Below are 24,804 nucleotides of genomic sequence, written 5' to 3'. Positions count from 1 at the left end.
CCTCTTGATACAGACGATTCCGCAAATCAAGATTCTTAAATCTGAAATCTATTGTCCTATTTTTAGTATTTTAATCTCGACCCGCTGATTGCGCTTTCGTCCTTCGGGTGTTTCATTGGTCGCAATCGGATATTTTTTACCATACCCCATAGCGGTCAACCTTTTAAAATCAATGCCGCGTTCGACCAAATAAGTAGCTACCGCCATGGCCCGTTCCTGGCTTATTTTCTGACACTCCCTGCCATCGGGCAAACTATTCGTATGTCCGCCAATCTCTATTTCTACTTCGCGGTATTCCTGCATAAACTGAAATAGTTCATCCAGTATCATGCTGTCTTTTCTACTCAAGTCACTTCGATCTGCCTTAAACTGCAAATGCTCGAGATTTACAATATCGCCTTTCTTAAGAGAAGACTCACCATCTTTATTTGTGAGCTTATATTTACTGGCATTGATCGTTGTTTTGGGCTTGGATACCGGTTTATTTATGGGCTCGGGTACTTTGTTAACAGCAGCCAAGGGATCAATCGTCCGTATAAACGTGGAATCCGTATCAGTGCCTGCCCGATTACTTCCGATCACTTTGATGGCATTTCGGCCGGGAGCTAGTTTTAGATAGGTAGAAAATGCTCCGGTCTGCGGATTAAAGGTAAAATCTTTGATTTCATAATCATTCACAGCAATAAAAACACGTTCTTTGGAGTCTACGTTCTCTATTTTGGCATGCAGTCGATAGAGCATTTCTTTGGTGTCGATTTTTTCAACCGGATCTATGATTTGCACCACGGGAGCTTCTACGGGATCTTCTTCCTTCAATTTATCATCACAGTGCGCCAAAGCAACGATATCTGATGCATCATCCACCAAGATATTCCCATTATAAGCAAAGAGGGTGGGCGTTTCATAATACGCCTCCAGAAAGATGTATTTGTAGTTTCCCCGTTTTGGAGAGAGCTTGATGTGGTACCGTTCCCATTCATTGTTGGTTACCAGACCGGTTTCACCGATCAGCTCTTGTTTGTGGCACATATCATTTCCAGCCCAGATCCGCAATTTAATCGGTGTCACAAAATTTTGCACCGGCGAGCGTTTTTCTTCATCACCACTGATATCATTGACGCTACTAAAATATACGGGACTCTTACATAGAAAAAAAGAAATCTGATAACACGTCCCGGCCCACAAGATATCATTCAAACGCTGACCCACGCTTTCATAGGTATCATTGTGCCGAGCGACCATCCCCAGATAAGTCTTCCCATCCATGGCTGGCCAGAAGACGCCCCAAGCACCCGATGGCTGAACATCTGGTGGAGACTCATCAAAAAATCCACAGTCCGACCACCCTTCCGGGGGATGACTGTGTTGCGGCCAGTCTTCAAATGATGGGTTATTCAGCTTTATCACTTGTTGGGCACACAACTGCGTCCATGGTATGAGTACCATTGTCACAAAAAATCCGATATTGCGTATTGAAAACAGTTTCATTGATATTCAACTTCATGACCACGTCTGTAACCAAAGATATTAATTCTTTTTTTGTTTCCGTAAAAGGAGTTACCCGGGCTCTTTTAACACTACTTTTTATATTACAGCTTACCAGTCAGAGCTTTAGTCAAAATAACGTTTTTTCAGCCCGAATTATTACAGACATCAATTTTTCACAGATTCGCGGAGATATGCTGGCGGGGTATCATCGGATAGGATATGGCATCGGTACCGGCGTCGGGTACCGAATGGCTCCACGCTGGAATGCCCATTTGGATCTATTTTACCGCAATACCGGAGCCAAAAACAGTCCATATGATCCCATAAAACGTTCTATTGATATTCATATGGCCCAGATTCCACTCTACGCCTCCTATCTGACCTGGTGGGATAACGGACTATCTCGTTTTCATTTTGATGTGGGATTTATGTACGGGCGAATCCTCCATTCCACGATCCGATTTCCGAAATTTGAAAAATATAGTACCTTTATCCGGGACGATGATTACAGTGTCATGACCGGAATGGGGTTCTGGTTCTCTCAACACCATGGGATCAACGTCCACTATATTCGTTCCTTGTCTTTAATATTAAATGTCAAGGCCGACGATGTAGAATGGCAGCTGTATTATATTAGTTTACAATATCAATTTAGATTTTGAAAAAACGAGTCGGCCTTATTGATTTCGGATCCAATACCTTTCACCTTATTATCGCTGAAATAACAACAAGTCAATGGCAGGTAATTTTTCATCAAAGAGACTATGTATTTTTAGCGCAGACGGGAATAACCCATATCGCAGATGAAGCCATGAACCGCGGCTTAAAAGCTGTAAAAAACTTTCATTCCATCTGTACGCAGCACCAGGTAGATGAGATCCTGGCTGTGGGGACAGCGGCACTTCGAACAGCTGATAACAGCAACGAGTTTACATCCATGATTCGCCAAGAATATGGTATACATACCAGGGTCATCGATGGGGAAAAAGAAGCGAACTATATCTATCAGGGCATGGGAATAGCCTGCCCGGACTTCAAAAAAAATGCACTCTTCATGGACATCGGAGGTGGTAGCACGGAATTTATTATTACCCACTCTGACAAAAAGGTTTTTCAGGTAAGTTTGCCGATTGGCTTGGGGGTATTGAAAAACGCCATTCCTTTTAGCGATCCGGTTACCCGGGAAGAAATCCATCAGTTCAATGAGTTTTTAGATAAACATGCAGCGATAATTTCACTTGCAATCCATGAACAAGCACCAAAAACCCTAATCGGCGGCTCCGGTACATTTGATGTCCTAGCCGAAGCGCTAACCGGGGAAGTATTTGATGCAGCGAACTGCAGCAGTATTGAACCAGGGCAGGTTCGTCGATACATCACCGACCGTCTATATACCACAACCAATGAACGATTGGAGGATCCATCTATTCCAGACAAAAGAGTTCCACTAATCATCCACGCCTTTTTGCTGATCATATGGTTAATGGATCATCACCAGTTTCAGCAAGTCGCTTTTTCTAAATATGCTCTGAAGGAAGGGTTCATCCAGGAATACTACGAGCAATGGTTGAAAGAACAATGAAAAGCATAGAGGTGTCCGTTGGAAAAAGAACTCTAAGTCCATCCATAAGTTCTTTTTATTCCCCCACTCTAAGGAGAGTTTTTACAATGCGCTCCAGATCAAAGTAATTGATTAAGGTTTGTGTATGAACTCCATTTTGAATGCCTCAACACTTGAAAAAATGGGAAGCAAATCAAATTTACCTCCCACTTTATGTTCGAATTAATTCTCTGAATATTATTTCAAGGCGGCAATGATCTGATTCGCCAGCTCTATACCTATGTTCTCCTGTGCTTGACCAGTAGATGCACCAATGTGTGGCGTATCGGAAACTCTGGGATGGTTTAGCAAATCTGCTCGTGGCGATGGTTCATTGACAAAAACATCAAGCCCGGCACCCCCGACTTGTCCTGATTCCAATGCATCGAGCAGGGCATCTTCATCGATCACACCTCCACGTGCTGCATTCACGAGAATCACTCCTTTTTTCGCTTTAGCCAATTCGCTTTCACCCAAAACAGCTTGTTTTCCACCGGGAACATGCAATGTGATGACATCAGCTTCACGGAGGAGCTCTTCCAGCGACACCGTTGGGATAGTCACCGATAATTTTTGATCATAGGATGGGTGTAAAGCGACTTCGAGGGTAACTTCCTCCACCATGGGATCAGTTCCGACCACCTTCATACCCATTCCCAGGGCAATCTGAGCAGCTTCGCGACCGATACGGCCCAATCCTACGACGCCAAATGTCTTTCCGCGCAATTCGATGCCACCGGAGTATGCTTTTTTAAGCTTTTTAAATTCCGTGCTGCCAGAGCGCGGCATCTCTCGATTCGATAAATGGACGGATCGGACCAAGGATAAGACATGTCCGAAGACCAGTTCAGCCACGGAACGAGAACTAGCGGCAGGGGTGTTCACTACCGTTAACCCTTTGTTGCGAGCATATTCCACATCGATATTGTCCATCCCAACGCCGCCTCGGGCGATTACTTTCAGATTGGGACATTGGTCGATCAATTCCTGACGTACTTTTGTGGCACTACGAACGATGATAGCATCGTATTCATTCAATTTGTCAGCGAGTTCGTCCTGAGGGATTCGTTCAAGATCCACTTGGAACCCGGCTTCTTCGAGCATCTTTTGTCCGGTCGGGTGAATACCATCGTTGGCTAATATTTTCATCATAGTAAATTTAGAAATTCGTGTAAGGTTAAATAATTATTTCTGGGTGAAGATTAATTCTTGATTCGGGCATCCTGGCATTCATCCAGGAGTTTTTTATAGGTTTCAGCTTCTACCTTATAGTAATCCACATCTTTTTGAAGCCGTCGAAGTTCATCTTGTAAATCGGTCGTTGATTCTTTATCCGGCCGATCTTCATGGCGCATAGAAACGGAAGTTTCTTCTTCACTACCAAAAAGACCGCGAAGCGTGTCCATTGGATCAGACCCATTGATGTAGGACGCCGCAAAAAATGCGAGCGGTGCAACAATAAGTAACACAATAAAAATCCGCGCACATCCTGTCGTTTTATATTTTCTGGCCATTTTAAAAGAGGAGATTGATCATGAAGAATGTTTTTCTATGCCGCTTTATAAGTGTACCACCATAACGCCCGTCAAAGTTACAAACTTACATTGTGCTATTGAAACTATTTAAAAATTTTCAACTTTCCATTTTCAACTTTCCAATTTCAACTTATCCTTCCCCACCATTCAGCTGATTTATGCCGGGCCTCCAGATAGGCCTTGATCCCCCTGTGCTTATCTGATTCCAAATCGGGATCTTCTTCCAGGATAATTTTTGCTGTTTCCCGGGCCGCTTTTAGAATATGCTTGTGTTCGATCAGATCTGCTTTTCGAAAATTCAGCCGACCACTCTGTTCTGTGCCCTGTACCTTCCCTGGTCCCCGAAGCGCCAAATCCACTTCGGCTATTTCAAAACCATCATTCGTCCGAACCATGGTATCAATCCGGGTCCGGGCATCATCACCCAGTTTGTTCCCGGTCATCAGGATGCAATAGCTTTGATAAGATCCCCGACCGACTCGACCCCGCAACTGATGCAACTGAGCCAGACCAAACCGGTTGGCATTTTCGATCACCATCACCGCAGCATTGGGTATATTGACCCCCACTTCAATCACGGTGGTGGAGACCAGGATATGGGTTGTTCCTCTGGAGAAACGCTCCATTTCCTTCTCCTTTTCATCGGGCGTCATCCGGCCATGGACTACACCGATCTGATAATCGGGTCGGGGAAAAAAAGTCAACAGTTTTTCATACCCATTGTTCAGATCTTCGAGATCCAGGCTTTCTGATTCTTCGATCAAAGGATAGACTACATAAATCTGACGACCTTTGGCGATTTCCTGCTTCATAAATTTGATCACATCGGATCGGTAGAATTCGGTTTTGTGCAAGGTTCTGATGGGCTTTCGACCCGGGGGCAGCTCGTCGATCACACTGACATCCAGGTCTCCATAGGTGGTCATATGGAGGGTTCGGGGGATGGGTGTGGCAGACATGACAAGGACATGCGGTGGCAGCCGCTTCCCTTTTTTCCACAGTTTTGCCCGCTGAGCGACACCAAATCGATGCTGTTCATCAATGATGGCCAGCCCAATTTCTTCAAACTGAACCCGGTCTTCCAATAGAGCATGTGTCCCCACCAACAGATCGATGGCTCCAATCCGCAACATCCGCAGTAGCTCCTTCCGTTCCGCTGTTTTGGTCTTACCCGTTAATATAGCGACCTGATATTTCATGCCCTCGGTCAGTTGGGTCAGGGATTCAAAATGCTGCTGGGCCAAAATCTCTGTCGGCGCCAACAATGCAGTCTGAAACCCATTGTCCCGGGCCAGCAAGGCAGCCAGCAGAGCCACAATGGTTTTTCCACTCCCCACATCGCCCTGAAGCAGCCGATTCATCTGTTTTCCCGTCCCCATATCCCGTCGAATCTCCCGCAACACTCTTTTCTGCGCCCCCGTTAACTCAAAAGGAAGATGTTCCTCATAAAAAGTCATAAAATAGTCGCCTACGGTCTCAAACACATGGCCTTTCAGATCCCGCTTGCGAGTAAGATATTGCTTGATCAACCGCAGCTGAACGAAGAAAAATTCTTCAAAGATAATTCGGTTCTCTGCTATTCTTAGTTGTTTCTGATTCATCGGATAATGAATCATTCGTGTGGTTTCATAGATATCGGCAAACCGGAATTTCTGCCGCAATTCGTCCGGGAGGTATTCCTTAAAAGCATCTCTCGGTAATTCCGCAATCAGGGGTTTCATAATCCGATTCCGACCTTTGGTATCCAGTCCGCGTTTGGTCAGTTTTTCCGTACTTCGGTACACCGGAATAAAAGTCTGAAAAGAATCCGTCTTTTTTTTCGATGCCGCTTCCATCTCCGGGTGGGCCATGTTATACTGGTTGCGAAATCGTGACACGCGGCCATTGACCACATATTCCATTCCACGAGTGAGGTGGTTGACCATCCATTCAATGGATTTGAACCAGACCAGTTCCATACCGCCAGTATCATCAGAGACCAAAGCCACTAAACGACGCCCTCTTCCCTGCCCCATCACGCGGAAATCTTTCAGGATTCCTTTGACCTGCACATATTCGCCTTCGGATTTGGCTTCAGCGATGGGAGTGATTTTCGTCCGGTCCAGATAACGGATCGGAAAATCCAGCAAAAGGTCTTCGATCAGGTATATCCCCAATTCATTCTGCAACAGACCGGCCTTGGCGGGGCCGATGCCTTTCACAAATTCGATCTTTCCAGTCAGATATGAACCTGGTATAAACAATGGCAGGGCATTTTTTCTAAAATGGCTAAAATACTAATTCTTTAAAACAATAATCGAATTGTATCTTTGTTTGTTATGCAGACCCATCACGAACGGATGAGGGAAATACCTTTCTGCTATGGTTGCAGGTAGAATCTTTTTTATCACACAAAAACCACGTTATCATGCAAAACAAAAGACAAAGTCAGGTTGGTGAATTGATCAAGCGAAATTTTAGCCTGGTATTGCAGGAAGAAGGTTCTTACATCTATAAAAATGCCCTCGTCACCGTGACCAGAGTGCTCATGAGTCCGGATCTGAAATATGCCAAGATATACCTTAGTGTGTACAACCGGGATGACAAAGCCATGGTGATCCAGGAACTGAACCAGGAAAAGTCCCGATTGAAAAATGGACTGGGAACGCGCATTCGAAAGCACGTTCGTAGAATACCGGAAATTGATTTTTTCCTGGATGACACCCTGGATGAAATGTCCCGGCTCAATGAGCTGTTTGATGAGTTAAAGAAAGAGGACTAGGAATTTGGGACGCTACGCTTTGGAACACTTCGTTTTGGGACGCTATGCTTTGGAAGCTAAACTGTGCTTTTGGTTTTTACAACTGAAATCCACCGTCCCTGTTGTCAGAAACTTGCCGCCAGACCTGGTGAAGAGGATAGTATACCGCTGGATCGGCATGAGACCTGGCTCCTGATACACTAGCGAACGACTGCAATCAACTCCACCTCAAAAATCAACGGCGAATACGGTGCGATCACATTCCCGATCCGCTGGCCTCGATATGCCAGATCGGAATGCGTGAGGATGGTCATCTTCCCATCCTCACCGATCAGCTTGAGGGCCTCCTGCCAGGCCGGGATCATGTCAGAGAGATTAAATTCAACCGGTTCACCGGAGGCGGGGGATTGATCAAACACCGTTCCATCGAGCAGATTGCCCTTGTATCGGACCAGGATCTTGTCTTCTTTTTGAGCTCTTTGATCATTCCCAGGCTTCTGAATCCAATAGAGTAAACCCGATTCGGTTTTATGAACAGGCAGATTGTGGTCCAGGGCGTACTGGAGCAATCGGTTCACCTGGTCTTCCTGATAGGTCTCCGGAGCCGGATCAATCAACATCGTGACCCGGGTCAGTTCCGTTTCATCCATTTCGGGATGCTCGGACGAAGCTGCACCTTTGTGATCTGAGTTACATGAGCACAGCAAGATTAAACTAATCAGGAAAAAGGACGTTGTATATTTCATAAGAGTTAGTCGGTTGGTTATATCATAAATCATCTGACTTCAAATTTAGAAAATTAAATGAAGACAAAAATGTCAAAACTACCTTTTCAGAATCTGATCAACGGGGACATCCCGGTATTAGTGGATTTCACTGCCACGTGGTGTGGTCCGTGCAAAGCGTTTATGCCCATCCTTCAGCAGTTCAAAGATGAAATGAAGGATAAAGTCCGGATCGTCAAAATCGATATCGATAAAAACGAAGCCTTTGCCAATGAAATGGGCATCCGCGGTGTACCTACGGTCCATCTTTATCAGAAGGGTGAGCTCAAATGGTCCGCGAGCGGCGTCCAGTCTTTGGAGACGTTGAAGAATCAGGTGGAAGCAATAAGTAGCTAGGTCATAGGTCGCTTCGCTTTTAGGTTTTAGGTCACTGGGTTGACTTTAAAAAGTGTCTGGCCTATACAAATAACCTGCTTCACAAGAGATCCTTCTGGTATTTATTGGTCACCCATTATAATTCCGACAAATACAGGGCCGGAAATACAGTGAGAAAGTTTAGATGGCTTTCCACACAACTCAACCCAAAGAATTATTCTACTATAAGAAACAGGAGTTCCTTTTATCTCACAAGGTCTCCCCCATTCAGAGCACTTCGCTCTACCTGAAGAGTTGATCACGGAAAAACAGAAAAAGTTGACAAGAACATTTAACCTCAAATGTTAATATTCCGGATTATCGAATCTTTTATATAAAATTCCTTATTTTTACAATCTACTACGTTTATCATATCGCTTTTATTCTATTTCTAGAATACATCTAACCACCTCAAAAGTTATGGTATGATTGCATAACTTATTTTTTAACCATGAAAAGCTTATTATACTTTTCACCCCAAAAGTCTAACTTTTTTAAACACCCCAAATTTTTGATATTATTGGGTTTTCTGATGTATCACTCTTCAATTGGGCGCAACTTAACATGAAGAATGTTACCCACTTTATGGATTAAAAACGATCAATCATGCATCTGATGGAGTTGTAGTAGAGGAATCCGCTAAAGCTTTCGCAGGTGCGACAAAGGTGAAATTTACAGGCTCTAATCATCAGCAAATGAGAAATGATAATATGACGAAAAATTCATTATACTATTTGTTTGGTGGTAGTTATGGTTCATATTGTTCAACCCCTCCCAAATAATGAGAATCTCTATGTATATGTTGTTTTTGTTTTTTGTTTTAATTGAGATTAATTCATGTTCAAAACCCACACCCCCACCTCATGAACCACCATGTATTTGGGATTGCGACACCTTTGACATATCCAAAATAGTATGGACAAACCTTTTAGAGGATGAGCTAGATGGGACTGTATCTATGGAACCTAGAATAGCTGATAGTATTGTGGTTTTTTGTAACCGATTTTATAAAGGGAATCCTGAGATATTTCGTGGGTATAATAGATTTAGTGGTGATCTTGAATGGAGTTGGCTTTTCCCACATCCCGATGGAGGAGAAGAATATACGGCATCTTCCCACAGAAATAAATACATCGTTGATGATCAGATGATATTCTCCATTGCTACCTATTATTATAATCGGTTTTAGTTATAGCAGGAACTGACCATGCTATGTACCCGTTTGGCGTCTCAGACCCTGGGAAAACGGAGCTCCAGCTCCGTTCATATATGAAAATCATATAAAAATCACACATTATAAATTAATTCCCAGGGGATTAACAGCGCTAAACAAATACATAGCGTGGTATCTATAGTGTTGCACAATATTATTATTATTATGGATACATTTCACCATTCACAAAACTGTTTAATTGGGCAAGTATCCTTGATGTGCGGACAGGACGTGAAACCGGAACGACAAACCAGATCGCTATTCCTACTTCCGGTATTGTTACTTACAATGAGCTTTTTTATTATGTCAATGGGTCTCGATTGGTGTCACTTGACCCAGAGGGTCTTAAAATAACCTGGAGTTATACCCCACAACGAAGAAATTCAAGTAATTATGGAAATCAGTTTCCTCACAGAGATGGCATTGCTATCGATCCGGAGAATAAATTGCTTTACACCACTGATAAAAGGTATGCACTGTGTATAGAGCTGCCTGACTGATTGGAGCTCCAAATCCGATATTCAAAGTCAGGGCGATTAAAAAAAAAAATAAATTAAAAAATCACGCAACAAGCCGTTAAGGTTGAAAATGATTTCTTCTTATTTCAATGGAAATAAATGACAAGTTTGTCCGTACGATCTGATATTGCAAGTTTAATATCCTAATAATTTCTATTTCTTTGTGCCGGTGCGGACTTCCTACCTCGTAACGGGAGGTACACTTTGCGAGAAACAGAAATCGAAATATCGAATTTCTTTTGATTGGCCTGTTTTAAAGGTTAAAAATGTTCCGTCTTTCTGAAAAATAGATTACCTTTATATCCGAAATTATTTTTCATCAAACTTGAAGCGGTGAAAACCATAAAGTCTGTATGGGCGGGTGCTTTAATTTTTATGGTGCTGATTATGAATTTTCAGACCATAGGTACCTATGCGTGGTTTTTATATCACCAGGATTACATCGCTGATGTATTTTGCATCAACAAAGACAAACCAGCCCTGCATTGTGAAGGAAAATGTTTCCTGATGGAACGACTGGCTGAGCAAGAGCCGATTTCAACTCAAGATCCAGAGTTTCCCGGTGCCGAAGAACGTCCGGTCTTCCTCTTCTACAATGGGTATGAATCCCCTAATTTCCTTGCAAAAGTATTAAGCTGTACTGACTTACCTTCCTACTCTTCTCCTTGGATGGGCACGGATTATACACAGGGATTGTTCCGCCCTCCAAAATGTTGACATCCTATATCTTCTTTTTTATTAATCGTGCATTTCCAGCCGGGAATGACGTAATATGCTATTCCGGTGTACTGGATTAGCACGATTTTTTCTCAATGAATGCAACAATTATCAAATTCGAAAGACTGTTTAGCATCATAACTTAACCGAGATGACTGCTGGCTATCAGGTACCGGTTTTAGCCCCGGGAAGTCAGAGCTCCTGCTCTGACATAAATTAATCATATATGAGTTTTCATGTATAAACGGAGCTGGGGCTCCGTTCTCCCAGGGATTCCTGGACCTACCATAAATTCGACTGATAGTCACCACTACACTGAATAGTGCCACTACACTGAATAGTGCCACAATTTTCGCAAGCGTCTTAGGTAGTAATTCAATCAAAGGGTCCTGGAATTTGGTACGTGCTTTACAAATAACGAACAAAACATTAAAATCAATGAAACGATTACGATTTCTAATAACGGGAATTCTATTCCTACTTTATTTCTTTATTATTTCCTCTGTCCAAGCACAGGACAACAAAACGATCATCTTAAGAGATACGGCCGTTGAGAGTCCCATCACCGGTGCCACCTTTCAATACGGCGATCAATCCGGTATATCGGACGAAGAGGGTCAGATTACATACCAGGTACTGGATCAGGAGAATATGCATCTGTCCCATATCAGCTATGGCACATGGATTCTGACCGCAGATGCATTAGCTTCAGCAGAATCACCGATGGTTTTTCACCGGAGCAGCTCTGCCGTATCCTTGTTTCCCGTCACCATCATATCGGTTCGACCCAAAACGGAAGAGTCTAAGGTCCTGGATCTGGATTTTCAGGAAAAAATGGCGCACGACGCCGGCGCTTTGCTCACGCAGACTCCGGCCATCGGTACCATCCGAAAAGGCGGGAACTATGGATTTGATCCGGTCCTGCGGGGATTCAAATATGATCAACTGAACATCGTGATGAATGGCAGTCAAAGCGCTACGGCCGCCTGTCCCAATCGGATGGATCCGCCGACCAGTCAGATGGCCCCGAATATGATCGACCGGATCGAGATCCTGAAGGGACCTTATGCACTGCGCTATGGCGCCGGTTTTGGCGGAACCATAAATTTTGTGGCTAATGACCCCCGATTCGCGTCTTCGACCACTTCCTTCGGGCGCCTATCCGGCGGATATGAAACCAACGGGCAATTGCTCCGCAGCGAGGCGATGGTTGGGTTGCGTGGTGAAAAATATGAAACCAACCTATACGGATCCTGGTCTCAGGGCAATGATTACACAACCGGCCAAGCCTCTACGGTTCAGGCGGACTTTAAGCGAGTCAGCTTCGGTGGACAAGTCAACTTTAAGTTGGCATCCAACCAGACCTTGCAACTATCTGCCAATAAAAATGTGGCCCGAGATGCCGATTTCCCGGCATTGGGGATGGACCTTCGGGACGACGACACCTGGATGTTCCAGGCATCGCACAAAGTCACGCCCGTCCACAGTAACCTTCAATCGTGGACAACTACCTTATTCGGTTCTTTCGTGGATCACCTCATGGACAATGGCCTCAAACCACTCAATCCCCGGATGATGAATGCCGCCACTAATGCCAAGACGAATAATTATGGTGGAAGGATGGAAGGAATTTGGAATACCGGTTCCGGAAAGTGGTTCACCGGTGCTGATGTCCGTATTGAAAACGCCCGTGGCATCCGAACCCGGGAATTTCTGATGGGGCCCAACGCTGGTAAAGTCCTTTATGATAATGCCTGGCAAAACAGTCAGATTAGCAAAGCAGGCCTTTTTACAGAGTATAAATTTCCTATAGACCGGTACCGATTTGTGTTTTCAGGTCGCGTAGATCTCAATCACGCTATGCTCTCCAACGCGGACCAGGAATTTACACAACATTACGACCAGACCACCAACACGCAGTTGAATCCCAATATAGCGCTGGGTGGCCTTCGCTACTTCGATCATGGTATGACAGTGGGACTGTGGCTGGGACATGCCCGTCGGAGTGGCAGCCTGACCGAGCGGTTTATCAACTACTTTCCCGTGGGGCAGGATCCGTATGAAATGCTTGGTAATCCTATGCTCCGACCGGAGAAAAACAATCAGGTCGACCTGACTTATGAGTGGAAAACTGTTCAATCGGCACTAAACGTAGATGTTTTTGCGGCTTACATGACCGACTATATCTCGTCCGTGATCCAGAAGGACCTCAATCCAAGGCTTCCCATGAGTCCAGGAGTGAGAAAATACATGAATATTGACCAGGCCCTCAAAACAGGTATTGAGATTCGGTGGAAACAGAACCTGACCAGGTCACTAAGTCATCAAATTGCCTTCGCCTACACCTATGGGCAGAACCTAAAGCTGGATGAACCATTACCTGAGATCGCTCCGTTTGATGTAAGATACCGACTGGCGGGAAGTTTCTTCCAACAAAAATTCAGACCCGAAGTGCAGTTCCGTTATGTATCCGCCCAGGATCGAATATCCAGTGAATTTGGAGAAACAATAACACCTTCGTTTTCTTTATTGGACCTTCACATGGGCTACACTGTGACTCAAAATATAGGCATCAATGTGAGCGTAAACAACCTACTGAATAAAGGCTACTATGAACATTTGAATCGGTCTGTACGAGGGAGTAAAAATCCTATTTATGCGCCGGGTAGAAGTTTTCTATTTTCATTTAATGTCCGGTTTTGAGTAGAAAAAGCATCAAGTCTGGCTCAAGTGTCGTCCCTGATGGGACTTGCAAGCAAGTAAATACCTCATTCCAGGGTCTCACGACCCTGGCTATGAGCTACCGTCCGATAATCGGACTTTAAGTCCGTGTGCACCAATATTTATAACCTGGTCAATACAGCTTTTAGCGACAAAGTTTTCGCTACTCACACAGTCTAATGACGAAACGAGAGAGCAACCCGCATCGATGCATTTCTCACAAAGCTTTCTGAAAAATGACAGAAAATAATTGGTACGATTTCTACGGAGATGAAAACCTGTCTACCACTTCAACAAGGTAGGATCCGGCTGCTTTTTACTCCTCAATATGCCCGGAGCTTGTAGCTCCGGCGGCATCCATCTCCACTACCCAGATGCCACGTACTTCATGGGGCTGGTAACCGACTGCCCGGTCATCGGGATAGCGTTCTTTGATGAGGTTCAATGTTTCTTCATTGATGTCTTTACCAGGTTGGCCGTGGCAATTCATACACATCGCGTTGGTGAGAATGGGGTAATATCCGATCATCTTACCTTCCATTTCTTCTATGGCCGGATGGATAGTTTCTCCGGCGGCCAACTGTTCTTTCGCCCGGGAAATGTACTTGCTTTCTTTTTCATTGGCTTGATTGCCCGGGTTTCGATATTTGTCCGATACCCGTCGGAGCGATACCTTTAGTTCCTGAGCCGCACTATCCGTGATGGGAATGGCTCGGGTGTTGCAAAAATCGACCGCAAACGGCGGACCACCTTGCTGTAGCGCTGCTTTTAAATTTTGCCCCAGAGCCTGCTGAGCTTTCATCGCATATTCCTGACCCTGTGTCTTCCAGGATTCTAGGTCTACTTGCGTAGTTTCCGTCTTATCTTCCGATTCTCCGACGGACTGGCAACCATTCCAGGCATTTACCAATAGTGCGATCATCAACACCCCATATCCATTCTTTTTCATAGCCAAGTTCTTATTTTTATTAACTTTGAGTACCTCGACTTTGCGCGGTGTGCCCCTAATGTACGCAATCATATATAATGTATAGGTATTATCTCGCGCTTCCAGATCGCGACATTTCACTCTGCGCTCACGAGTCGCTTTTATTGAGCGGCAATCCATGTGTGTAGCACGAAGTGTATCCAACTTGTTGGGATGAGAGCGCCACATACAATGCCTGCAACTTCTGAATTCGAGCACTGGTGATCCAATTCACAATTACCGTACACCTGTTTTTTTCAGCCCCAGACAGCCTAACGCCTAAAAAGCCCGGTGGACCGGACGCCCTAACAACTAATCACCTAATTAGCCGCCCGGATCGTGGTTTGTTGCTGGATCCAGCAACCCACCGTAAACGAATCTCCTTCATTCAGCGTACGCTGAAAGATATCTCCTTTACTGGGCATATACTGTCTGTAATTGTTAATGAGCTTATTTGCTTCGGCTGCCGCGTCCGGATCGATGCTCCGCGCCTTCTGCCACTCATCGATGGCCGGCCAGACGACGATCTGACTGTCCCACCCCGTTCCGGGTCCGCACAACGGCCCAGAACTGGCATAAAGTTTTCCGATCAACAAATGAGGCTCTCCCCAGTTGGGTCGGGCTTCTGCAGCCTTCCGTGCAAATTGGCGAGCGAGTGGGAATCTTTTCAAACTTCCATAATATATCTTGGCCACCAAAAGATAAAGCTGTGCCTTGCGATCCAGGTCGTCGGTTTCTTCCGCGGCTTCTGTAAATTTATCTATAGCCTGTTCAAATTCACCCGATTCCAGAGCATTAAATCCTTCTTTAGCAGTCGACGAAGAAGCAACCTTTTCCACCACCCGACAATTCTCATCATATACCGCTTTGATGCGTTGAAAGTCCTCATTTCCGGTATCGCTGCATCCCCCCCATATCAAACTTCGGTATACGCTGGTTACATTTTCGCAATCATCCGGATTCTCATCAAACTGAGGCACATATTTGGCCAGGTAATATTCACAGTCATAAAATCCTTTTACCCCCTCAAAAGCAGCTAACCGCGAGGGTACATAATCGTTAATGATCGACCATTGGGCTTCATTTTCCCCACTTTCCAATCCTGTCTGGAGCCGATTCATAATCATACCGGCATACTTTTGGGCCTCTTCTTTACTGATTTTTAGATCAAAATACCGTTTTACCAGCAGATCGGTGAATGGATTGAGTATAAAGTATCGGGCAGTATCCCGGTCCAGATCGATGGATTGTTTGAAGTAATCATAGACCACATCGTCGTCCTCCATTTCCGGATATTTGAAATAGAGATCAAAAGCCTTCCTTCCAAGCACATACCCGGTTTCACCGTAGCATTCTTCCATCTGATCATAGAGCATAAAGATGGTATCGACATATTTTTCTTTCAACAGACTATCCGTTGCCTCGTCATAAAAATTCTGATAAAATGTGATTCCATCGGCAAAGTGAGTATTTCGTTTTCCATCCGCAGCCGGCGCAATCGTAAAAGCTTTTTTCCAGAGTGGAAAGGCTCTGTCATATTGCTCCTGCTTCAATAAATCGCGGTAGAGGACATGCGCTGTGATGGCTTCTTCCCCCATCCGGCTATCTTCAAAAGTTGCGCATGGCCCCGTATTCGCAGTTTCTTCCTGTTCGGTCACCTCTGTACTGGTCACCGGTTCCGTCACCTTGGGTGAACAAGAATACAAGAACATCCCCAGCGCCACAACCATTAATCGATATCTTAACATAGAGCTATTTTTTATTGATCAACCAAAAATAACATTTCCCCATTCAATCTGCAAATGTAAAAGCTGAAAGGCTCAAGCTCAAAGCATCAAAGATTAATGTTGAAAGCAAATAAGCTCAAAGACCCAAGCTCAATGCTGAAAGCAAATAAGCTCAAAGACCCAAGCTCAAAGCTAAAAGCAAAGAAGCTCAAAGACTCAAGCTCAATGCTCCGGCTTCGCTCAGCAAATATCATACATCATATCGACCAACGAACACAAATTACTGCTTGAGGCACTAACCCGCAAAATTCATGGCTTTTGATTTACCTAACTGGCGTTGATTATTGTTTTAATGGCAGTTAGACAGGTGCAGATGCAAGGCATCTGACTCCGCCGGAATAGTATTCTATTTCAAGGAGTTAGTAACATGAACGAATGTAGTCTCATCTCGGTAAAGCCGAGCTGAGACAGAAAGTTCAGTGAACTTTCTATGAGAGAACCGAGGGCTCTGTCCCGAGGATAATGTATGAATCAAAAGTCAAACGTCACCCAAAATTGGGCTATGTAATATGCCCAATTTTGGAAATTAAGCAATTGATGCACTGTGTATTATACGTCATAATAAATTGACGTGGTGAATAAAGCGGGCTAAATACTTAAAATTAAAATAACGGCAAATAAATTCGCCGAAGTTGACGGTTAAAACCGCCGATACAGGGGCTTTTGCATATGTTGGACCCTTCTGGTATGGGATCCACCGGTATTTTATTGTCCGAACTTAGTTCCTGGTACACTATAGACCAACAACTGAAAACTACCAACCAACAACTACTGACTACTGTCTACCCAATAACTTCAAGCTCCTTTCCAACCTTTACAAAGGCCTCCACCGCGCGATCAATGTGGTGTGGTTCATGGGCTGCTGACAACTGAACCCGGATCCGGGCTTGACCTTTCGGTACCACCGGAAAGAAAAATCCGATCACATAAATGCCTTCATCCAACAACCCAGCCGCAAAATTCTGGGCCACATTCGCATCATACAGCATAATGGGGACGATCGGATGGATTCCATCCAGGATATCAAATCCTGCTTTCGACATTTTTGTGCGGAACCGAATGGTATTATCAGCCAGCTTGTCACGAAGTTCGGTTGTTGTCGATAATCGATCCAACACAGATATGGTCGCTCCCACGATGGCGGGTGCTACACTATTCGAGAATAAATAAGGCCGGGATCGCTGTCGCAACACCTCGACGATTTCTTTCCGCGCGGCAGTAAATCCACCAGAAGCTCCCCCCAGTGCCTTGCCAAAGGTTCCAGTTACGATATCCACCCGATCCATGACTCCTCTAAATTCGTGGGTCCCCCGGCCACTTTCTCCTACGAAACCGGTCGAATGGCAATCATCGATCATCACCATGGCTTCATACTGCTCTGCCAGGTCACAGATTTTATCCAGCTGGGCAATGGTGCCATCCATGGAAAACACACCATCTGTAGCAATCATTTTCCGTCGTGCTCCGGAAGCCGCTTTCAATTGTGCTTCTAAATCTTCCATATCGTTGTGTTTAAACCGATATCTGGCGGCTTTGCACAGTCGGATCCCATCAATAATCGAAGCGTGATTTAGTTGATCAGATATAATGGCATCCTCCTTGGTCAAAAGCGGTTCAAATAAACCCCCATTCGCATCAAAAGCGGCTGCGTACAGAATGGCATCCTCCATGCCCACAAAATGAGCTATTTTCTTTTCGAGTTCTTTGTGAATATCCTGCGTACCGCAAATAAATCGAACCGATGAAAGTCCAAAACCATGGCTATCCACCACTTTTTTGGCAGCTTTCAAAACTGAAGGATCATCGGATAGTCCAAGATAGTTGTTCGCACAAAAGTTAAGTACCTCTTTCCCATTCGCTTCAATCTCTGCCCCTTGCGGTGACTGAATAATCCGTTCTTTCTTATACAATCCTTCATCGCGGATCGTTTGAAGTTCTTCCTGCAAATCATCTTTAATGGTATACATATGCTAATTTTTTACTTCAATATATTTCTATCCTGCAGATGTGTAATCATTTCTTGAACCATACCTGCCAGGGTATATTCGGGTTGCCAGCCCCAGTCCTTACGGGCTTGGGTATCCACTATTCTATTGGGCCAGTTCTTTGCGATATCATCCCGAAAGTCAGGCTTACACTCCATTTGGGCGTCAGGTATATATTTTTTGATCTCGGCGATTAATTCAGCCGGCGTAAAACTCATGGCACCAAAATTATACGCAGTATGAATTCCTATATCTTCACGTGGAGCTTCCATCACCTCTAAAGTACCCCGAATGGCATCTTCGACATACATCATCGGCAATTCGCGGTCCCGACTCAGGAAACAAGAATAAATACCATTATGAATGATCTGGTGAAAGATGTCGATGGCATAGTCGGTTGTTCCTCCGCCCGGCGCTGTCTGATAACTTATTATTCCCGGGTACCGAAGTCCCCGAACATCCAAACCGTGTTTTTGAAAATAATATTGCCCGAGGTTCTCTCCGGCGACCTTCGTAATTCCATACATTGTGGCGGGATGAAGCGGAACATTCTGGTCCGTATGGTCCAATGGGGAGCCTGAACCAAACACAGCAATTGAGCTAGGAAAAAAAACCCGGTCAACCTGATACTTCACAGCCAGATTAAGCGTATTGATCCAACCACCGGTGTTCACTTTCCACGCCAGTTCCGGATTTCGTTCTCCGACCGCTGAGAGAATCCCTGCCATGTGGTAAATCACGGTGGGTTGGAAGTCCTTGATCATTTCTTCGTAACGGTCATAATCTAAGACATCCAATGTCAAAAATTTCGCAAAACACGAAACGGGTTTCAGGTCTGTAGTCAATACGTGATCAGCGCCATACTTATCCTCCAGGACTAGTCCGAGTTCCTGTCCGATCTGCCCCCCGGCACCCGTAATAAGTATCCGATCTTTGTTCATCGTGGTAAAAATTACAAAAATTTATGCTAATTCCTGTACCCACTCAAGAAAAATGGTCCACGTAGCGGCGCTACGTGGACCATGGTAAATCTATCATTAATAATTGTCGTATAAAAACGACTTCTTAGAATCGCAAGGTAACGGTTTCAGCAATCCAACATCCCACCTTGGTCGTCGAGCCATTTTCTAATCCACGCATAAATGCATCCCCTTGTTCGGGACGGGAACTGTGGTACTTTGCAATTCTGGAACTGGCTTCCTGGTCAAAATCAGAATCAACAGCCTTTGCCTTCGCATATTTATCAATCGCGGCCAACACAGCCAGACGCTGGTTCCAGGCATCACCGCAATTCCGACTCGTGGTCGCATACATATCACCGATCAACATATATGGTCGTCCCCAGTCAGGACGCAGTTTTGAAGCTTCAAGCGCACTTTTCCGGGCATCGCTATATTTATCCATTTTTCGAAATTGGATAGAAGCCAACGCAAAATAGTACTGCGCCTTTTTCTCATTGTCGGTTTCCTTTTCGATCGCTTCCTCGTATTTTTCAGCCGCCTCCTCAAATTTTCCCTCATCGTACCGCTTTCTAGCTGCATAAGCTGGATTCTTCTCTTCAAGTTCTTTTAGACGCTCTTCATTGTATTCTGCTGCCAGTGTTTCATACTCCGATTTGATTTTTGTCAAAAAAGGATCTGCATCATCACATCCTTGTTGGCGCAACGTATTGAATACATACTTCAGCACATCAAAATTATCCGGATCCTCTTCATACATCGGCTTGAGCTTTTCTTTGAAATACTCACAATCGAAGATCTCTTTTTCGATGGGTTTGAATACTGCTTCTGACCGACGTTTGGTAATATCAAAATACTCCCCCAATTCCATATCAGTTTCGATATTGTAATCTGCGATCTCCATAATTCGATCGTAAACAGTCCGAACTTCTTCTGCACTCCTGGAACCTTGCTTAAATTGATAGGTAACAATATGCGCCCAGGGCTCGAGTACGACGTATTCCGTTCCTTTGTCGCCATATTCGACCGCTTTCTCGATAGCTTCGAGTGTCTTATCATAGGGCGAACTCAACGTATAGAACATATCATAGGCCATGCGACCATATTTTTGACCAATCACGGCTTTTAGACACAAGTCGTCACAGTTTCTGACCTTAATCACTTTATTTTCGTAGCAATTAATCATTCCCTGATACAGATCAAGAATCTTTTGTTTGTATTCCTCCTTTTTGGCATCATCAGTTGCCGTTTCTAAAAAATGCTTATAAATCGTGATACCGTCTTCATAATGATAATCACGTCTGCCGTCCGCTGCCGGAGCGATATTAAAAGCTTTTTCCCAGTGGGGAAAGGCTCGTTCATAATTTTTGTTTCGGACCAGGGGCCGGTATATGCTATGCTGGTTTTCTCCTTCTTCTTTTTGAGGTGAATCATTCCATGTCTTGCATTCCGGTAACTGTGCCTGAACTTCCAGCTGAGCTCCAATAAAAACAGCCAGGATAATTAATAGTCTTTTCATTTTTATCGTTTCAATAATTATTCAAATCTCCGCTTATAAAACCAGAGGTTATTGTTTAAGGTTACGCCGATGTTAAACCGAACAAATTTTTCACTAAAAGTTTGGCCGGCCAATTTACCATAATCTATGGAAAAATTAATATACGACAATTGTCTTTTCTGAAAAATAGGTAACCCCAGACCGATCTGCACCCCTTTTTCATCGAGGCCGTCATCACCCGCAATCACACGGGGATCTTTAGTTACGTATACGCTAGATCGATATGATACCCGATTCCAGTAATTCAATAATGAATTCGGATTGGGTGTATACTCTACTGACGCAGCAGCTGACCAGGAGTTACGCAAATCCCCAATATTTAATAAATTATTAAAGCTTTCCCAGTTGTCAAAGGACATGTTTACACCCGCCTGCAAGCGGTTTGCCATTGAGTACGAGACCCCAAAGCCAATCTGAGACGGCAAATGATTGCGAAGTCCTTCATCCCTATGTTGGGATATAGTATCCAGCGTGGTTCGATTGGGATCTGCATCATCCAGTCCGGTATAACCGTTGGCTTTTCGCAACGTTAATATTTGCTGATCAACCTTCACGGGTTGCTTGGAGTTTCCATAAACTCCAATGGAAATCCATCTGTTTTTTGAAGGATTCTCCAGATTCTTTGTTAAATAATGGCGATACAACAATCCTGCGTCCCACAACAACCCACTATAGGCACGTTCATTGACGTTATAAGTATGGTGTCCATTGGGAAGTTCCTCAAATAATAATGATTTTTCATTGTCAATGGTTCCAAAAAGGAAGCCAATATTGAAACCAGCCGAAAAATTCCGGTATTGCGCCCCTGTCCCAAATTGTAGTTTATTCAAACCGCCATTACCACCGTATTGCCGGGTCACCTGGCTGCCGTCAGTCAGTTGGGTCTTTTGGTTGATGCGATAATCCATCTTACTGACAGGAAGTAGTGCGATGTTCATGCCCATTTTGAACAACTGTTCTTTCCGATCCAATACAATATTGACCGGACTGACCAACGGAAATGACAAAGATAAATACTTGAGATTACCACCCCAGGCACTTTGAGACGATGTATTGTCATCCAGCGTGATATATGATGCATCTACTCCCACATCAAATGCAGTGGCGGCAAGTCCTGCATAAGACGCCGGATTGACCAGATTGACATTATACCCATTGTAATAGGTCGCGAATAATCCTGAAAGCGAATTGCCAGCCACCGTTCCGGGCTCCGTCAGTTCGCCGATTCCCAGCGATGACAATGGAGAGTTCTCGCTCACCTGAGCATCAGAAATATGAACAAGACCAAGGATAATTGCAAGAATTTGCATCCCACGCAAAACCGTCGATCGGCTTTGATGCTTCAGGGATGATATTCCGAAAAGAATCGGTATAAAGTTAAATTTCATTGTTTTTTAGTATTTCATTCAGACCATAGAGGATGAGATCGGGATGCACATCGCATTCATCCGTGAGGTACTTTTTTATAAATCCTGCATCTCCACCGGTCAAAACGGTCGTTAAATGTCCGTAATTTTCTTTTAAATAAAAAATAAAGCCTTTTGATTCCAGAATAGCCATCCCGACACCCCCGGTTTGTAAAGCTTGTTCCGTGGACTGTCCGATCCATGGAAATTCATCTGGAAATTCTACCAAAGGTAAGCGGTTCGTATATTCGTGCATGGACCGAAGTCGCATACGCAATCCTGGAGCAATATTGCCCCCCAGGTAATCTCCATCTCCAGTCAAGAAATCATAAGTTATGCAGGTTCCACAATCAATAACCAATACATTCTTCTTTTTATACAACGCGTAAACAGCACTTACAGCTGCCAGTCGGTCCTGTCCTAGTGTCTCAGGGGTATGGTATTGCACATTGAACGGGTAATTTACATCGTTATTGGCTTGCACTACTTTATTTTGATTAATCCATTCGTGTTGGGCGTCCGTTAGTTGGATGGTGGCAGAAAGTGCTATCCGATGCGGATCCCACTCCCTTCTCCACTCTTCCCATACCTTCAAATCCAAATTTTGAACAAGCCGTTGATCGGTATAAATCAAATGATCGTCCTCAAAAACACCCATTTTTTGTCGGGTGTTCCCCAGATCAACAACTAAATGTCGGTGCTTCATGAAGGCCTTTTTTAATTTTTTATAGCTCGATCCAAATTTCAAACTTCTTACTATGCCCTGAGTCTTTGGTTTCTTTACAGAAAAACACTGACTGGTTTGTTCTTCAACACTTAATTCTGTTTGATGTAGTCATCCTTAATTGATTTCAATAACTTATTTTCACTCAAACCCAGTTAAGCTACTAGTTAATGTTTAAAATGGCGAACTCCTGTCAGCACCATGGCCATGCCATGCGCATTGCAATAATCGATGCTGTCTTGATCCTTGATCGACCCACCGGGCTGTATAACGGCTTTCACTCCCGCTTCATCTGCTATTTCGACACAATCCGGGAATGGAAAAAAAGCATCGCTGGCCATAACCGCACCTTCAATATCAAATCCAAACGCCCGCGCTTTAACAATAGCTTGTTTCAAAGCATCCACCCGACTGGTCTGTCCACATCCCATCGCGATTAATTGCCTGTTTTTGACCAATGCGATGGTATTGGACTTTAAATGTTTTGCACAGATATTTGCAAACAACAGATCTCCGATTTGTTTTTCATTGGGTGCCACCTCCGTAACCGTTTCTAAGTCTTGTGCCGTTTCTTTTTTCAGATCAGTGTCCTGGACCAGCACTCCGTTCAACAAGCATTTGAACAATTTCGCCGGCCGGTAAAAATCCTTGATGCGCAAGAGTATGCGTTTTTTCTTTTTCTTCAGAATCTTCAGTGCTTCGAGATCAAAATCAGGAGCGATCAAGACCTCATAGAACAAATTACTGATTTCTTCCGCAGTAGCTTTGTCAATAGGTGTATTCGAAATCAAGATTCCCCCAAATGCAGAAACAGGGTCTCCGGCCAACGCTTTTTGCCAGGCAGATAACACACTGTCCGCTTGCGCCACACCGCAGGCATTCGTATGTTTTAATACTGCAAAAGTGGGCTTATCGTCCTTGAATTCGGCCATTAGCTGGACTGCAGCATCTACATCCACGAGGTTATTGTAGGAAAGTTCCTTACCGTTCAATTGTTCAAATACATCCTCCAGGGGACCATAAAAATAGCCCTCCTGATGGGGGTTTTCACCGTAACGAAGTTGTTTCTCTCCCGTGTAGTTCATTACAAACTGGGACTGGGGCTGCGCCCCCGAAAAATAGCTCTGAATGGCTGTATCATATTGGGAACTGACCTCAAAAGATTTTAAAGCTAAATACTTCCGTTCTTCCAAGGAAGTCACTCCGTGTCGTTTCTCCAACAGCTGTTGGAGATATTGATATTCATTTTGAGATGGGACCACGACCACATCTTGAAAATTTTTGGCCGCCGCTCTGATCAATGATATACCACCTATATCTATTTTTTCAATAATTTCATCTTCATTTTTAGTGTCGCGCACAGTTTGCTCGAATGGGTACAGATCCACGATCACCAGATCAATTTCCGGAATATCATAATTTTCCAGTTGACCCTGATGACCAGGTTCACGACGTGCCAGGATTCCACCAAACACCTTGGGGTGCAACGTTTTGACTCGACCATCCAGAATACTTGGGTACGATGTCAGGTCTTCGACTTTTTGGACCGGAATATCAAGGTCCGCCAAGTATTGATAGGTTCCGCCCGTAGATAAAAGTTGAACCCCCAGTTCATTTAGCTTTTTAGCAATCGGCTCTAAACCTTCCTTGGAAAATACCGATAGCAGGGCTGACTTTATCTTGATGTCCTTCATTGGTCGTGTTTTTTATCATTTATAATTTCAAGGGTGCAAAAGTAGTAAAATAA

General features: G+C 44.3%; 21 protein-coding genes. 8 read left to right on the top strand and 13 right to left on the bottom strand.

Annotation, left to right across the window (positions count from 1 at the left end; all coding sequences use genetic code 11):
- Positions 1-48: 48 nt before the first annotated feature.
- The gene (locus tag KUV50_RS08985) at positions 49-1,488 is read right to left on the bottom strand and encodes an OmpA family protein (protein WP_222579800.1); all 1,440 of its coding nucleotides are present in this window, start codon (positions 1,486-1,488) and stop codon (positions 49-51) included.
- Between the two features lie 14 nt (positions 1,489-1,502).
- On the opposite strand from KUV50_RS08985, the gene KUV50_RS08980 reads away from it, so the two are divergent.
- A complete protein-coding gene (locus KUV50_RS08980) occupies positions 1,503-2,150 on the top strand; it encodes an outer membrane beta-barrel protein (protein ID WP_222579799.1) in 648 nt (215 codons plus the stop codon).
- The gene (locus KUV50_RS08975) at positions 2,147-3,070 is read left to right on the top strand and encodes a hypothetical protein (protein WP_222579798.1); all 924 of its coding nucleotides are present in this window, start codon (positions 2,147-2,149) and stop codon (positions 3,068-3,070) included. The genes KUV50_RS08980 and KUV50_RS08975 overlap by 4 nt, the downstream gene beginning before the upstream one ends.
- Positions 3,071-3,286: 216 nt before the next feature.
- Here the strand turns inward: KUV50_RS08975 and KUV50_RS08970 are convergent, their stop codons facing one another.
- The 3 genes from KUV50_RS08970 to recG all read right to left on the bottom strand — a co-directional run bounded on the left by KUV50_RS08970 (position 3,287) and on the right by recG (position 6,866).
- Entirely contained in the window at positions 3,287-4,240 is a 954-nt protein-coding gene (locus KUV50_RS08970; protein ID WP_222579797.1) for a D-2-hydroxyacid dehydrogenase, read from the bottom strand.
- 50 nt (positions 4,241-4,290) lie between these two features.
- The gene (locus KUV50_RS08965; RefSeq protein ID WP_222579796.1) at positions 4,291-4,602 is read right to left on the bottom strand and encodes a hypothetical protein; all 312 of its coding nucleotides are present in this window, start codon (positions 4,600-4,602) and stop codon (positions 4,291-4,293) included.
- A gap of 146 nt (positions 4,603-4,748) precedes the next feature.
- Positions 4,749-6,866: an ATP-dependent DNA helicase RecG gene (gene recG / locus KUV50_RS08960; RefSeq protein WP_222579795.1), complete on the bottom strand. Its 2,118-nt coding sequence runs from the start codon at positions 6,864-6,866 to the stop codon at positions 4,749-4,751.
- A 164-nt stretch (positions 6,867-7,030) separates the two neighbouring features.
- Here recG and rbfA point away from each other — a divergent pair, with 164 nt between their 5' ends.
- Complete coding sequence (gene rbfA, locus KUV50_RS08955) at positions 7,031-7,384, top strand: 30S ribosome-binding factor RbfA (protein ID WP_222579794.1); 354 nt, start codon at positions 7,031-7,033, stop codon at positions 7,382-7,384.
- 179 nt (positions 7,385-7,563) lie between these two features.
- Here rbfA and KUV50_RS08950 read toward each other — a convergent pair whose 3' ends face one another.
- Positions 7,564-8,109, bottom strand: coding sequence for an FKBP-type peptidyl-prolyl cis-trans isomerase (locus KUV50_RS08950; protein WP_222579793.1), 546 nt, complete (start codon positions 8,107-8,109; stop codon positions 7,564-7,566).
- 69 nt (positions 8,110-8,178) lie between these two features.
- Between KUV50_RS08950 and KUV50_RS08945 the strand changes: the two genes are divergently transcribed.
- The 5 genes from KUV50_RS08945 to KUV50_RS08925 all read left to right on the top strand — a co-directional run bounded on the left by KUV50_RS08945 (position 8,179) and on the right by KUV50_RS08925 (position 13,653).
- Positions 8,179-8,484: a thioredoxin family protein gene (locus KUV50_RS08945; protein ID WP_222579792.1), complete on the top strand. Its 306-nt coding sequence runs from the start codon at positions 8,179-8,181 to the stop codon at positions 8,482-8,484.
- A 976-nt stretch (positions 8,485-9,460) separates the two neighbouring features.
- Positions 9,461-9,691, top strand: coding sequence for a hypothetical protein (locus KUV50_RS08940; RefSeq protein ID WP_222579791.1), 231 nt, complete (start codon positions 9,461-9,463; stop codon positions 9,689-9,691).
- 242 nt (positions 9,692-9,933) lie between these two features.
- Positions 9,934-10,215 carry a hypothetical protein gene (locus KUV50_RS08935; protein WP_222579790.1) on the top strand — a complete coding sequence of 94 codons (282 nt, stop codon included), beginning with the start codon at positions 9,934-9,936 and terminating at the stop codon, positions 10,213-10,215.
- Positions 10,216-10,566: 351 nt separating this feature from the next.
- Positions 10,567-10,950, top strand: coding sequence for a hypothetical protein (locus KUV50_RS08930; protein WP_222579789.1), 384 nt, complete (start codon positions 10,567-10,569; stop codon positions 10,948-10,950).
- A 438-nt stretch (positions 10,951-11,388) separates the two neighbouring features.
- Entirely contained in the window at positions 11,389-13,653 is a 2,265-nt protein-coding gene (locus KUV50_RS08925) for a TonB-dependent receptor domain-containing protein (protein ID WP_222579788.1), read from the top strand.
- Positions 13,654-13,987: 334 nt separating this feature from the next.
- Here KUV50_RS08925 and KUV50_RS08920 read toward each other — a convergent pair whose 3' ends face one another.
- The 8 genes from KUV50_RS08920 to purH all read right to left on the bottom strand — a co-directional run bounded on the left by KUV50_RS08920 (position 13,988) and on the right by purH (position 24,751).
- Positions 13,988-14,620 (bottom strand): DUF3365 domain-containing protein, encoded by a 633-nt coding sequence (locus KUV50_RS08920; RefSeq protein WP_222579787.1) that lies wholly within the window; start codon positions 14,618-14,620, stop codon positions 13,988-13,990.
- A 338-nt stretch (positions 14,621-14,958) separates the two neighbouring features.
- Positions 14,959-16,386 carry a tetratricopeptide repeat protein gene (locus KUV50_RS08915; protein WP_222579786.1) on the bottom strand — a complete coding sequence of 476 codons (1,428 nt, stop codon included), beginning with the start codon at positions 16,384-16,386 and terminating at the stop codon, positions 14,959-14,961.
- 821 nt (positions 16,387-17,207) lie between these two features.
- Positions 17,208-18,392 (bottom strand): glycine C-acetyltransferase, encoded by a 1,185-nt coding sequence (kbl, locus tag KUV50_RS08910; RefSeq protein WP_222579785.1) that lies wholly within the window; start codon positions 18,390-18,392, stop codon positions 17,208-17,210.
- Between the two features lie 11 nt (positions 18,393-18,403).
- Entirely contained in the window at positions 18,404-19,351 is a 948-nt protein-coding gene (locus tag KUV50_RS08905) for an NAD-dependent epimerase/dehydratase family protein (protein WP_222579784.1), read from the bottom strand.
- A gap of 124 nt (positions 19,352-19,475) precedes the next feature.
- Positions 19,476-20,888 (bottom strand): hypothetical protein, encoded by a 1,413-nt coding sequence (locus KUV50_RS08900; protein ID WP_222579783.1) that lies wholly within the window; start codon positions 20,886-20,888, stop codon positions 19,476-19,478.
- 17 nt (positions 20,889-20,905) lie between these two features.
- Positions 20,906-22,315, bottom strand: a complete 1,410-nt coding sequence (locus KUV50_RS08895; RefSeq protein ID WP_222579782.1) for a hypothetical protein — start codon at positions 22,313-22,315, stop codon at positions 20,906-20,908.
- Positions 22,305-23,039 (bottom strand): type III pantothenate kinase, encoded by a 735-nt coding sequence (locus KUV50_RS08890; RefSeq protein WP_222579781.1) that lies wholly within the window; start codon positions 23,037-23,039, stop codon positions 22,305-22,307. The genes KUV50_RS08895 and KUV50_RS08890 overlap by 11 nt, the downstream gene beginning before the upstream one ends.
- Positions 23,040-23,224: 185 nt before the next feature.
- Positions 23,225-24,751 (bottom strand): bifunctional phosphoribosylaminoimidazolecarboxamide formyltransferase/IMP cyclohydrolase, encoded by a 1,527-nt coding sequence (gene purH, locus KUV50_RS08885; RefSeq protein WP_222579780.1) that lies wholly within the window; start codon positions 24,749-24,751, stop codon positions 23,225-23,227.
- Positions 24,752-24,804 lie beyond the last annotated feature (53 nt).

Origin of the sequence: Membranihabitans marinus (assembly GCF_019802045.1) — a bacterium.
Lineage (GTDB): Bacteria > Bacteroidota > Bacteroidia > Chitinophagales > Saprospiraceae > Membranihabitans > Membranihabitans marinus_A.
Note: the sequence above shows the minus strand (reverse complement) of the source record. Positions and strands in the feature narration are given on the sequence as shown.